The following is a 13,239-nucleotide window of genomic DNA, read 5'->3' as shown; positions in this document are numbered from 1 at the left end:
GCTTATGTTGCCATTCGCATTGATCATCGGAAAGCCGTATGAAGGAACCCGGATAACTAGGCGCCTCTGCCTTACGCCACAAATCAAAAACCGTTTACAATAGGTATTCGTTACTTATACCACGCATATAATCGAATCTGCTAATAGCCTATTGAGAAAGGCTACAAAAAATAAAAGCGTCTTCCTTAATGATATGGCTTTATACAATATTATGATTATGATTATGGAAAAACCCGGCTGGGGAAACGAATTGGCAGATGAGCCATTGACCTATGGACAACAACTTATGACAATTGCTGGCGAAATTGATTCTGAAAACAATAGGTTGTATTTAAAAGAACTATGGGATTCTCCATAACATGCTCCAAAAAGAGGGAGAGTGTTTAGGATATAAATATCCTTACTTTGTGCAGTAGTGAAGTGGCTTATCTTTTACAGTAAAAATGGACATGGATTTTATTAGGCAGATGAAATAGTTTATGAAGGTGAAAATTAATTTTTTATCATATATTCAGTAAAAAAAACAAAAAAATACCCTGCTTTTTAAATGAGCACCCCAAAAAGTAATGTTACGTTTACACTTGTTTACTTCCCTTTCCTGGCTATTGCCATTGGCTTTTTAGTATTGTACAGCTGCTTGGCATTGGTTACTGTTTATCCAAACAAACTTTATTCCGTTAAAAAAGAAGAGCTAGTTGTATTTTGGCTTACGATGGTGCTATCCGGGATGCTTATATACATATGGTTAAAACCTAGAATCGAGCTATTACATTGTAAACATTTAACTTTTTGTTTTGTTGCCTAGCTGGCTACAGGAATACCAACGCTTTTTGTTCAAAAATACTTGGTAACAGTAACAGGAAAATTAACACGGCTGGATAACATTACACTGTTTGAAAAATCGGCATCAACAAAATACTATTCGCTTGATCACTATTACATTGACAAAACGCATATAGGTTACAACATAAACATTACTACCGATATCGAAAACAAAGATTTGGATTTATGCATTTATGTAACACTTCCAATTTTTACCAGTCGGACCGATAGTGCAAAAGAAGGATCTCCCTACTGGCTTGGGAAAAAGTATACAAAAACAATCAGCAATGTGCTAAGTAAAGAGAAAAAGGAAACTGAATATAACGCATTGGTACAATCAGCACAACAGGAATTTGATAGCACTAATTTTCAAGATTTGCTATTACGATTCTTTGTGTGGAATTAAATGAAACAGACATGGCAACTTTTCAAAAAGATACCAAAACAAAAGATCCTTTCGAAGAAAAAAAAGGTAAAGGCTCTTTTCTTATTCCCAGGAAAGATTTTTTTGTAACCCCCATCATCCTCGATTTAAACATACTGCTATACCTCATAATGGTATGCAAAGGAATTGGTATTACATCGTTCAAGGCAAGAGACCTATTAAACTGGGGGGCCAATCATGGACCATCCATTGGGAATGGTCAATGGTGGCGCTTACTTACGAGTACTTTCATTCATGGCGGATCCATGCACCTTTTATGCAATATGTTATCACTATTTTCTGTTGGTGCCTTGTTAGAGCCACTACTTGGACGGTTTAAGTATGTGATTGCTTATATAGCTACCGGCATGCTTGCAAGCAGTATCAGTATGTGGTGGCACCCGGAAACCATCAGCGTTGGTGCTTCCGGCGCTATTTTCGGTTTGTATGGTGTATTAGTTACCTTACTGTTATTTAAAACATTTGATAAAGAATTGAATAAAGAACTCTTATCAAACACATTATTCTTTCTTGGGTATAACCTATTACAAGGCTCTATGGACAACTGCATAGACAATGCCGCACATATTGGCGGTTTACTAACCGGTTGCATAATTGGATGGCCGTTAGGTATTTCGCTAAAAAAAAGAAACCTGAAGGAAAATCACCAGTAAAATGGGATTCTCATGGAATTCTCCAGGAGAAAACGTTTAGGATATAAAATATACTTAACTTTATGCAGCAGCGAAGTAGTACCACAACAAAAGATCCTCCTCGAAGAAAAAAAGCATAGGCTCTTTTCTTATTCCGCAATCAGCGTTGGTAGCTTCATAGACAGCTAAATAAACAATGCCGCACATATTAGCGGCTTACTAAACGGTTGCATAATTGGATGGCTGTTTAACTATTCCTTGGTAGCAATGTCACAAGGAACAACCTGTTTTTGTTCGGTATCGAGCGGATCGATGCTAATTAATAGTCGTACAGCTGCTATATATCTTTTAAATGCCTACCTTTAAAGTGTATGCATTAGTATATTATTGCATTAGTATATTATTGCATTAGTATATTATTGCATTAGTATATTATTGCATTAGTATATTATTGCATTAGTATATTATTGCATTAGTATATTATTGCATTAGTATATTATTGCATTAGTTGGGAAATAAGTAATAAATTGCGTTATCTTCAATGGTGTATAGAATACGCTGCTTAATTGGGCAGTGCTAAGCAACCTGTATAAATAAATAAAATATAAATCACTGTTTCAAATGAAATTCCTATATCAGATAGCCAGTGTGCTCTTGATAAGTATACTGGCATGCACGAGTTGCCCCTATAAAGCTCAAGCAAATCAAGACGAAAGTCTCTATAAAATAGGTGTAAATCTTGGTATCAGTAGCACCTCTTTTCGAAATTGTTGGACATCCTTAGAGCCAAAGCACTTTGAACTAGGAGGAAAGGTAGAAAAGGGCAATTTCTTTGGAAAACCAAAATGCTTCGGTATGGTCCGTACGGAAATTGGCGTCGGTTACCTTGGTACGGAAATAGGTGTGGGTTACTTATGTCAAGGAGGGATTCTAAATATAACACAGCAGCCAGGCGAACACTACTTAAAGATTACCCGCCATACCATAACGATACCGATAGGCGTTTGTATATATCCATTAAAGCTCGAAAGAGATAAGGCTATTTGGAAAATAGCTGGTGGTTTAGCTTTGAATTTATTTCCTAAAACAACTTGGATGGTCAAAAAGCCTGGTCAGGCTTCAGAAAAAGAAATGAATCCTTCTGATGAAGTAAAAACCTTATTGAATATAACAGATGTAGCCTTGTATCTCGGTACAGGTTATGAATGGGCTTGTGGATTCTCTATAGATATGAAGGCCGCCATAGGATTAAAGAGTCTGTTCCGTACAAAACATTATAAAGTTGATGCATTCAATAGTTCAGCCTTGGATAAGGCAAATCAGGCATACACAAAACTTCATTATAAATGTAATCAGATGAGCCAATACTATTTTACTGTTGCGTTAGGTTATAGTTTACACAAGGCGTGGAAGTAGGTGACCAAAGTCAAGAATTCTTTTGAAAGGGTCTAGGCTTTCGATTTTAAAACATACTGTTATATTTCATAATGGTATGCAGAAGGCTTGGTATTATGTCGTTCAAGAAAGGAGAGACTTATTGAACTGGAAGGCACTCATGGGCCATCCAGTGGTAATGGTCCATGGCGGCGAGGTAGATGAAACGTGCAAAAGCTAAAAATAATTAGGTTGTTTTTTAGCTTTTTGGTTGAGGATATCGATCCACATTCTATACCTTATGTTACTATATTGATCATTTTTCTAGGGATGATTATTACCTTTTTAACTGTTTTCCCAGAAAGCCATTTTTGAATTACTGCATCCATTAATACTGCTCTTTCTATTATTGTATCCGGTGTAGGGCAATCAAAAATAATTTTAGTACGTATTTTGCCATTAATAGCAACAGGATAGGCATAATTTGTTTCTACTAAAGAATCCTTATCCCAATCTGGAAAGGGAAATGTTTTAATAACTTCTTCTTTTCCAATACTTTCCCATAACTCAGTAGCAATATAAGGCGCAAAAGGCTCCAAAAGTAAAATAAAATTTTCTACAATAGATTTTTCTACTTTTTTGTGTGCGGACAGCTTATTCAAACAAATCATTAAACTACTTATAGCCGTATTGAATGAGTACCTCTGAATGGCTTCAGTTACTTTTTGAATAGTTTGATGCATGGTTTTAGTTATCTCCTTAGCATTGATACACTCAGTAGTAGTCCAACTATCTTGTGCATAGTGTACAAAACGCCATACTTTATGGAGAAATCGACTACATCCTTCTATCCCAGCCAAATCCCATGGTTTTGATTCTTCTAACGGTCCCAAAAACATCAAATAAAGTCGTAAAGCATCTGCTCCATATTGGGCAATAACACGCTCCTGATTGACTACATTGTGTTTAGATTTGGACATTTTTTCCATCTTACTACCACATATATATTTACCGTCTTCCAAAATGAAAGTAGCATCTGCAAACTCAGGACGCCATTTTTTTAATGCTTCAATGTCCAAAATATGATTGTATACGAACTTTATAGGGACATGGATACCAACTACATCATAGGACTCTTTTAAATGAAAGCTTACAAATTCATTTTTATCTTTTATCCTATAAGCCAATGCAGATAAATTCAGAATCATGCCCTGATGAAATAATTTGTCGAATGGCTCCTTCCTACGAATATGTCCCAAATCATAGAGTACTTTGGTCCAGAAACGTGCATAAAGCAGATGAGCTGTTGCATGCTCTGCGCCACCTATATAGCAATCTACAGGGCTCCAATATTCCTCTTCTGCTTTACTTACAAGATCATTTGCATTATAGGCATCCATATAACGCAAGAAATACCAACTAGACCCTGCCCACCCTGGCATGGTTGTTAGCTCTAAAGGATATCCTTCTGGTGTGGTCCAGTTTAAAGCATTGCTTAAGGGTGGTTCTCCAGATTTATTAGGCTGATAACTACTTACTTCTGGTAAAACCAATGGTAATTGATCTTCCGAAAGTGCATAAGGCAATCCATCTTCCTTGTAATATATTGGAAAAGGTTCTCCCCAGTAGCGCTGTCTACTAAAAATAGGATCACGAACTTTATAATTGATCTTATATTTTCCTATTTTCTTTCTTACAAGTTCCTGTATAATGCTTGCAAAAGCCATTGGAACAGATAGCCCATTTAAGAAACTAGCGTTAATCAATTTACCCTCTGTTCCTTCATAAGGCTCACTTTCTAGTGGGTTATCACTTTTTATAACAGGTAGGGATGGCAACTTAAAAGATTGTGCAAAAAGATAATCTTGTCTGCTATGTGCAGGAACACCCATTATAGCAGCAGTTCCATAGTTAGGGAGTACATAATCTGCTACCCATATGGGGAGCCTAGCTCCTGTAAATGGATGAATCGCATAAGCGGACAGAAACATACCACTTAAAGAGGTGGGGGCTGCTAGTCGGTTTCGATCGGATTGATTTCTAGCTTTATGGATATAATCGATAAGTAGGGTATCTCCTGTTGTATTGGCTATAAAGCTTGTAAAAGGATGTTCAGGCGCTAGTGCAATAAAACAGGCTCCAAAAATGGTTTCAGGTCGTGTAGTAAATACTTTAATGGTTTGATTGGATGCTCCTTGTACATTAAAAGTAATTTCTGCCCCTTCAGAACGACCAATCCAATTGCGTTGCATTTCTTTAGTGGGAAGAGGCCAATCTAGGCTGCTTAAATCTTCCAGGAGCCGCTCTGCATAAGCAGTCATTCGTAAACTCCACTGTTTCATTTTCTTTCTGGTAACGGGGTAACCTCCTATTTCAGAAAACCCATTTTTTACCTCTTCATTGGCTAGAACAGTTCCCAATGTCTCGCACCAATTTACCATGCTATACTTCAAGTAAGCCAACCGATAGTGCAATAATTTTGCTTGTTGTTCTGATGCTGTAAAAGCATTCCACTCTTGAGCTGAGAAAAGAGGCGTATCTTCATCACAAGCAGCTTCTACAGTATGATTACCATTGCTTGTAAAAGCTTGTAGCAAAGTTTCTATAGGCTCAGCTTTTTGCGTGGTATTATTATACCAAGCGTTGAATAGTTGTAAAAATATCCACTGTGTCCATTTATAATAAGTTGGTTCACTGGTATTTATTTGTCTATCCCAATCAAAATCTAGGCCCATTTGTCGGAACTGCCTTTTGTATTTGCTTATATTCTTTTCTGTAGTAATGGCAGGATGTTGCCCTGTTTGAATGGCATATTGCTCAGCAGGAAGACCAAAGGAATCAAACCCCATGGGATTCATAACATGATACCCCTTATGTTTATAGTAACGGGCTATGATATCTGAAGCTACATAACCGGTATAATGCCCAATATGAAGTCCAGATCCTGAAGGGTAAGGAAACATGTTTAAGACATAATACTTGCGTGCATAGTGGGAAGGCTCATGTGGTATGGTTTCTTGCTGTTTTTGCCATATACTTTGCCACTTTTCTTCTATTAAAGTAAAATTATAAGCCCGCATAGCTAATTTTTTCTTGGCACAATTATTAAACTTCTTTTGAAGCATACATTTATAATTCTAGATTGTAAATACCAGCAATCAAATCGAACTATAAACCAAAACGCTCAATGGCGTCAACTTAAGGAAATTGTCTTAACAAGATGAGTCTTTTTAATAGAAAAATAAAATTTTATAAAAGAAGGAATGACTTATCTTATTGTTACTAAAATGTATTTAACACTACAAAAATAATATTTTAGAACCATTAACTTACAAAAAACGTATAAACTAAGAATGTATTTGTATACTACAACTTGGACCATGTTCTATTGCAATGGCTTTGTTTAAAGTGGAATAATCCTTTGAAACTTTTAATTGATCTGTATACAACTTGGCCCAATAGTATAAGGCTCGCTTATCATAATCTGCTTCATCTGTGATTTGAATCTCTATATTAAACCTTTTCCCCGTTTCTCCTACTGCTTTTATATCTAGTATGGATAGCTTTGCACCTCTAAAATCTTTTGGATTATAAGGGTTTAATAGCGTAACATCTACCACTTGATCTTCTGGAGAAACAGTAGCATTTATTAAGGAAATCAGTAGGTCCTTATTTTCTTCTACGCCAAATATTTTTTTGAAGGCCAAGTCAACCTTTGGGGTAATTTTTTCCATACCTTATCCTATTTTTTAGTCCTAATATAAGCACAATGCACACTGCAAGATACATAGTTTTTGAAAAAATGAGTCAAAACCGCTGCGTTACGCTACGTCCTTGACAGATAAAACATGATTTTTTAGCACTTCACTTGATGGCATGATAGCCTAAAAATTAGCTTTATAAAGCGTATAGAATAAAAAAGTATTTTCTTACGACCCTGCTGGATAGGTTAGCTTTATGATAAATAAGAGGGAACAATGATAGCCATTCCTAATTAGAAATCTTTTTCCTTTATAAGATCCTGGATATGAGAAGAAGGAAAGCCAGTAAGCAGAACAATATCTTCCATAGGGTAACCTTTGAGAAGCATAGCCTTAGCTATTGCTAGCTTGCCTTTTTGCATGCCTTGCTCTTCCCCTATGCGCATGCCTTTCTCTTCCCCTATGCGCATACCTTGCTCTTCCCCTATGCGCATACCTTGCTCTTCCCCTATGCGCATGCCTTCCCTTCTAGCTTTTTCTAGTGTATTAGCCTCTATTCTAAGCCATTTTAAGTGGTCTTCATAGGCCATTCTTTCCTCATCCGTAAAGTTCATCGTATCTAAAACATGCAACGCCTTTTTTAGGCTGTTATTCGCTAACGGTTGAGGTAAGTTGTCTTTGTTAAGTAACTCATGGCGGGTCAAAAAAGCAGTCCAAATATCTAACGAATTTTTTACCTTCTTTAATAAACTATCTAAATCTTCCTTGGGATCTTTACTGAACTTAATCAACTCTATAGTATGCAACTCTAAATCCCTAAAGTAGGGTAAACCACTCTCTTTTTCTGTGATATGAAATACATTATGATACTTACTACTGTCTGTTATAGAAATAAAATTTAGAATATGAATTCCTATGGCTTTGTTTAAAGTGGAATAATCCTCTGAAACTTTTAATTGATCTGTATACAACTTGGCCCAATAGTATAAGGCTCGCTTATCATAATCTGCTTCATCTGTGATTTGAATCTCTATATTAAACCTTTTCCCCGTTTCTCCTACTGCTTTTATATCTAGTATGGATAGCTTTGCACCTCTAAAATCTTTTGGATTATAAGGGTTTAATAGCGTAACATCTACCACTTGATCTTCTGGAGAAACAGTAGCATTTATTAAGGAAATCAGCAGGTCCTTATTTTCTTCTACGCCAAATATTTTTTTGAAGGCCAAGTCAACCTTTGGGGTAATTTTTTCCATACCTTATCCTATTTTTTAGTCCTAATATAAGCGCAATGCACACTGCAAGATACATAGCTTTTGAAAAACTGAGTCAGAACCGCTTCGTTACGCTACGTCCTTGACAGATAAAACATGGTTATTTTAACACTTCACCTGATGGTATGATAACCTAAAATTAGCTTTACAAAGCGTATAGAATAAAAAAGTATTTTCTTACGACCCTGCTGGGTAGGTTAGCTTTATGATAAATAAGAGGGAACAATAATAGCCATTCCTAATTAGAAACCTTTTTCCTTTATAAGATCCTGGATATGAGAAGAAGGAAAGCCAGTAAGCAGAACAATATCTTCCATAGGGTAACCTTTGAGAAGCATAGCCTTAGCTATTGCTAGCTTGCCCTTTTGCATACCTTGCTCTTCCCCTATGCGCATGCCTTGCTCTTCCCCTATGCGCATACCTTGCTCTTCCCCTATGCGCATGCCTTCCCTTCTAGCTTTTTCTAGTGTATTAGCCTCTATTCTAAGCCATTTTAAGTGGTCTTCATAGGCCATTCTTTCCTCATCCGTAAAGTTCATCGTATCTAAAACATGCAACGCCTTTTTTAGGCTGTTATTCGCTAACGGTTGAGGTAAGTTGTCTTTGTTAAGTAACTCATGGCGGGTCAAAAAAGCAGTCCAAATATCTAACGAATTTTTTACCTTCTTTAATAAACTATCTAAATCTTCCTTGGGATCTTTACTGAACTTAATCAACTCTATAGTATGCAACTCTAAATCCCTAAAGTAGGGTAAACCACTCTCTTTTTCTGTGATATGAAATACATTATGATACTTACTACTGTCTGTTATAGAAATAAAATTTAGAATATGAATTCCTATGGCTTTGTTTAAAGTGGAATAATCCTCTGAAACTTTTAATTGATCTGTATACAACTTGGCCCAATAGTATAAGGCTCGCTTATCATAATCTGCTTCATCTGTGATTTGAATCTCTATATTAAACCTTTTCCCCGTTTCTCCTACTGCTTTTATATCTAGTATGGATAGCTTTGCACCTCTAAAATCTTTTGGATTATAAGGGTTTAATAGCGTAACATCTACCACTTGATCTTCTGGAGAAACAGTAGCATTTATTAAGGAAATCAGTAGGTCCTTATTTTCTTCTACGCCAAATATTTTTTTGAAGGCCAAGTCAACCTTTGGGGTAATTTTTTCCATACCTTATCCTATTTTTTAGTCCTAATATAAGCGCAATGCACACTGCAAGATACATAGCTTTTGAAAAACTGAGTCGGAACCGCTTCGTTACGCTACGTCCTTGACAGATAAAACATGGTTTTTTTAACACTTCACCTGATGGTATGATAGCCTAAAATTAGCTTTACAAAGCGTATATACAATACAATAAAAATAATATTTTCTTACGACCCTGCTGGGTAGGTTAGCTTTATGATAAATAAGAGGGAACAATAATAGCCATTCCTAATTAGAAACCTTTTTCCTTTATAAGATCCTGGATATGAGAAGAAGGAAAGCCAGTAAGCAGAACAATATCTTCCATAGGGTAACCTTTGAGAAGCATAGCCTTAGCTATTGCTAGCTTGCCCTTTTGCATGCCTTGCTCTTCCCCTATGCGCATGCCTTGCTTTTCTCCTATTTGCATGCCTTCCCTTCTAGCTTTTTCTAGTGTATTAGCCTCTATTCTAAGCCATTTTAAGTGGTCTTCATAGGCCATTCTTTCCTCATCCGTAAAGTTCATCGTATCTAAAACATGCAACGCCTTTTTTAGGCTGTTATTCGCTAACGGTTGAGGTAAGTTGTCTTTGTTAAGTAACTCATGGCGGGTCAAAAAAGCAGTCCAAATATCTAACGAATTTTTTACCTTCTTTAATAAACTATCTAAATCTTCCTTGGGATCTTTACTGAACTTAATCAGCTCTATAGTATGCAACTCTAAATCCCTAAAGTAGGGTAAACCACTCTCTTTTTCTGTGATATGGAATACATTATGATACTTACTACTGTCTGTTATAGAAATAAAATTTAGAATATGAATTCCTATGGCTTTGTTTAAAGTGGAATAATCCTCTGAAACTTTTAATTGATCTGTATACAACTTGGCCCAATAGTATAAGGCTCGCTTATCATAATCTGCTTCATCTGTGATTTGAATCTCTATATTAAACCTTTTCCCCGTTTCTCCTACTGCTTTTATATCTAGTATGGATAGCTTTGCACCTCTAAAATCTTTTGGATTATAAGGGTTTAATAGCGTAACATCTACCACTTGATCTTCTGGAGAAACAGTAGCATTTATTAAGGAAATCAGTAGGTCCTTATTTTCTTCTACGCCAAATATTTTTTTGAAGGCCAAGTCAACCTTTGGGGTAATTTTTTCCATACCTTATCCTATTTTTTAGTCCTAATATAAGCGCAATGCACACTGCAAGATACATAGCTTTTGAAAAAATGAGTCAAAACCGCTGCGTTACGCTACGTCCTTGACAGATAAAACATGATTTTTTAGCACTTCACCTGATGGCATGATAGCCTAAAAATTAGCTTTATAAAGCGTATAGAATAAAAAAGTATTTTCTTACGACCCTGCTGGGTAGGTTAGCTTTATGATAAATAAGGGGGAACAATGATAGCCATTCCTAATTAGAAATCTTTTTCCTTTATAAGATCCTGGATATGAGAAGAAGGAAAGCCAGTAAGCAGAACAATATCTTCCATAGGGTAACCTTTGAGAAGCATAGCCTTAGCTATTGCTAGCTTGCCTATTTGCATGCCTTCCCTTCTAGCTTTTTCTAGTGTATTAGCCTCTATTCTAAGCCATTTTAAGTGGTCTTCATAGGCCATTCTTTCCTCATCCGTAAAGTTCATCGTATCTAAAACATGCAACGCCTTTTTTAGGCTGTTATTCGCTAACGGTTGAGGTAAGTTGTCTTTGTTAAGTAACTCATGGCGGGTCAAAAAAGCAGTCCAAATATCTAACGAATTTTTTACCTTCTTTAATAAACTATCTAAATCTTCCTTGGGATCTTTACTGAACTTAATCAGCTCTATAGTATGCAACTCTAAATCCCTAAAGTAGGGTAAACCACTCTCTTTTTCTGTGATATGGAATACATTATGATACTTACTACTGTCTGTTATAGAAATAAAATTTAGAATATGAATTCCTATGGCTTTGTTTAAAGTGGAATAATCCTCTGAAACTTTTAATTGATCTGTATACAACTTGGCCCAATAGTATAAGGCTCGCTTATCATAATCTGCTTCATCTGTGATTTGAATCTCTATATTAAACCTTTTCCCCGTTTCTCCTACTGCTTTTATATCTAGTATGGATAGCTTTGCACCTCTAAAATCTTTTGGATTATAAGGGTTTAATAGCGTAACATCTACCACTTGATCTTCTGGAGAAACAGTAGCATTTATTAAGGAAATCAGCAGGTCCTTATTTTCTTCTACGCCAAATATTTTTTTGAAGGCCAAGTCAACCTTTGGGGTAATTTTTTCCATACCTTATCCTATTTTTTAGTCCTAATATAAGCGCAATGCACACTGCAAGATACATAGCTTTTGAAAAAATGAGTCAGAAGCGCTCCGTTACGCTACGTCCTTGACAGATAAAACATGGCATTGTTTCTAGCTATTTCACTTGATGGCATGATAGCCTAAAAATTAGCTTTACAAAGCGTATATACAATACAATAGGATAAAAAATAATATTTTCTTACAATGTTGCTTAGCAGGTTGTTTTGTTTCCTATTTTGCTACTTTACTGGTTACTTTTTTGCCCGCATCATATGCTTTGCTGGCTACTTTTTTACCCGCATCATATGCTTTAGGGACCACTTTTTTAGCAAGCATTTTCAATCTTTGCCACCAACTAAGCTGATCCTTTATTTTACTCAAGGCAAGCTTACCAGCAAGGGCAACTGCTCCAACGCCCCCTGCAGCTGCAAGGCCAGCCGCTCCAACCGTTTTTAATTTTCGCAAGCTATCTAATTTCCCAGAACTACCACCAATCCCAATTTTGTTAGAGCTGTGTATCATTTTGCTGCGGTCACTGTCTAATTTTACACCACTAGCTTTATTGCCCTTCCCACTCATATCTCCTCCACCTATAGCTTTATTGCCCTTTCCACTCATATCTCCCCCACCTATAGCTTTATTGCCCTTTCCACTCATATCTCCCCCACCTATGCCTGCTTCACCAGCTGCATTTTTTCCTATAGACGCCGTTGATCCATCCCCTGCGCCCATACCGGAACCTACCACTGAACTACTTCCCGCTTGGTAAGGGGTATCAGGTCCACCATCATAAGCACCTACTGGCGCACCACTATAAGCACCATCCATGCCATCAGGCGTTGACGCAAAAACAGCCTCATTAGACTTAGCTGAATGCGCTATTCCAGCAGGCGCTTGAACCATTTTACCTTGCAGCGGTACATAAGTACTATCTACGCCAACAGCTGTTTTCCCACTTCCTGAAGGTACGATTTCTTCTAATACCGCTATATGTGCTTCAGCTCTTAGCAACATACCATCCACTTGAAAGCGCGTATAGCTGATATCCAACTCCACAAGCCTTCCCTTAAAGTCAACCTCCCCCCAGATTATCCGAATATAATTCGGACCATTTCCTCCCTTCGTAGGCACATTGTATACGATATCCTGTAGCTGCTTTACTTGCTCCATAACAGAGAGATCATTACTGCCAGGAATGATCCCCGTATTATCAAATAAAAGACTAAAAGAAAGCAGCTTAGGAGGTGAATCACGGTAATACATCAAATGGGTACCAGACATCCCCTGAGGAATATGATACGCTATGCCACTCTTAATAATTAAATGCTCTGGATTAATAGAAGTATTAAACTCCCCTGTAAAAGAGGAAAACTTATTATCTCTACACGCCTTAATGGCTAACTTACTAACCTTACTCATAGTGTAAACCCGGCATTAAATTAAATAGGTGCCACCAATAATCAGCTAAACGGAACAAACGAAAAT

Annotated in this window: 10 protein-coding genes and 1 pseudogene; 4 read left to right on the top strand and 7 right to left on the bottom strand. The window is 36.7% G+C overall.

What is annotated here, in order from left to right:
* The first annotated feature begins 151 nt into the window (after positions 1–151).
* From DK880_RS05250 to DK880_RS04055, 4 genes are all read left to right on the top strand, one after another.
* The gene (locus tag DK880_RS05250; protein WP_162534192.1) at positions 152–358 is read left to right on the top strand and encodes a hypothetical protein; all 207 of its coding nucleotides are present in this window, start codon (positions 152–154) and stop codon (positions 356–358) included.
* A 486-nt stretch (positions 359–844) separates the two neighbouring features.
* On the top strand, positions 845–1,228 hold the full coding sequence (locus DK880_RS04065) for a hypothetical protein (RefSeq protein WP_109997523.1): 384 nt from the start codon (positions 845–847) through the stop codon (positions 1,226–1,228).
* An 11-nt stretch (positions 1,229–1,239) separates the two neighbouring features.
* A complete protein-coding gene (locus DK880_RS04060; protein ID WP_204082256.1) occupies positions 1,240–1,920 on the top strand; it encodes a rhomboid family intramembrane serine protease in 681 nt (226 codons plus the stop codon).
* A 600-nt stretch (positions 1,921–2,520) separates the two neighbouring features.
* Positions 2,521–3,315: a porin family protein gene (locus DK880_RS04055; protein ID WP_109997521.1), complete on the top strand. Its 795-nt coding sequence runs from the start codon at positions 2,521–2,523 to the stop codon at positions 3,313–3,315.
* 257 nt (positions 3,316–3,572) lie between these two features.
* Here DK880_RS04055 and leuS read toward each other — a convergent pair whose 3' ends face one another.
* The 7 genes and pseudogenes from leuS to DK880_RS04020 form a co-directional block, all read right to left on the bottom strand.
* On the bottom strand, positions 3,573–6,398 hold the full coding sequence (gene leuS, locus DK880_RS04050; protein ID WP_320409224.1) for a leucine--tRNA ligase: 2,826 nt from the start codon (positions 6,396–6,398) through the stop codon (positions 3,573–3,575).
* A gap of 261 nt (positions 6,399–6,659) precedes the next feature.
* Positions 6,660–7,007, bottom strand: a pseudogene (locus DK880_RS04045) (Rpn family recombination-promoting nuclease/putative transposase); the annotation flags it as partial.
* Between the two features lie 260 nt (positions 7,008–7,267).
* Entirely contained in the window at positions 7,268–8,230 is a 963-nt protein-coding gene (locus tag DK880_RS04040; protein ID WP_109997520.1) for an Rpn family recombination-promoting nuclease/putative transposase, read from the bottom strand.
* 260 nt (positions 8,231–8,490) lie between these two features.
* A complete protein-coding gene (locus tag DK880_RS04035) occupies positions 8,491–9,429 on the bottom strand; it encodes an Rpn family recombination-promoting nuclease/putative transposase (RefSeq protein WP_109997519.1) in 939 nt (312 codons plus the stop codon).
* Positions 9,430–9,697: 268 nt separating this feature from the next.
* Positions 9,698–10,612, bottom strand: coding sequence for an Rpn family recombination-promoting nuclease/putative transposase (locus DK880_RS04030; RefSeq protein WP_109997518.1), 915 nt, complete (start codon positions 10,610–10,612; stop codon positions 9,698–9,700).
* Positions 10,613–10,872: 260 nt separating this feature from the next.
* Entirely contained in the window at positions 10,873–11,739 is an 867-nt protein-coding gene (locus DK880_RS04025; protein WP_109997517.1) for an Rpn family recombination-promoting nuclease/putative transposase, read from the bottom strand.
* 246 nt (positions 11,740–11,985) lie between these two features.
* Positions 11,986–13,173, bottom strand: coding sequence for a CIS tube protein (locus tag DK880_RS04020; protein WP_109997516.1), 1,188 nt, complete (start codon positions 13,171–13,173; stop codon positions 11,986–11,988).
* Between the last annotated feature and the right edge of the window lie 66 nt (positions 13,174–13,239).

Source organism: Candidatus Cardinium hertigii, assembly GCF_003176915.1.
Lineage (GTDB): Bacteria > Bacteroidota > Bacteroidia > Cytophagales > Amoebophilaceae > Cardinium > Cardinium hertigii_A.
The sequence above is the reverse complement of the archived record's forward strand: the minus strand, read 5'-3'. Positions and strand labels throughout refer to the sequence as shown.

Coding starts and splice junctions, on each gene's coding strand:
- DK880_RS04060 (WP_204082256.1), top strand. CDS start 1,240: ATGGCAACTTTTCAAAAAGATACCAAAACAAAAGATCCTTTCGAAGAA.
- DK880_RS04055 (WP_109997521.1), top strand. CDS start 2,521: ATGAAATTCCTATATCAGATAGCCAGTGTGCTCTTGATAAGTATACTG.
- leuS (WP_320409224.1), bottom strand. CDS start 6,398: ATGCTTCAAAAGAAGTTTAATAATTGTGCCAAGAAAAAATTAGCTATG.
- DK880_RS04040 (WP_109997520.1), bottom strand. CDS start 8,230: ATGGAAAAAATTACCCCAAAGGTTGACTTGGCCTTCAAAAAAATATTT.
- DK880_RS04035 (WP_109997519.1), bottom strand. CDS start 9,429: ATGGAAAAAATTACCCCAAAGGTTGACTTGGCCTTCAAAAAAATATTT.
- DK880_RS04030 (WP_109997518.1), bottom strand. CDS start 10,612: ATGGAAAAAATTACCCCAAAGGTTGACTTGGCCTTCAAAAAAATATTT.
- DK880_RS04025 (WP_109997517.1), bottom strand. CDS start 11,739: ATGGAAAAAATTACCCCAAAGGTTGACTTGGCCTTCAAAAAAATATTT.
- DK880_RS04020 (WP_109997516.1), bottom strand. CDS start 13,173: ATGAGTAAGGTTAGTAAGTTAGCCATTAAGGCGTGTAGAGATAATAAG.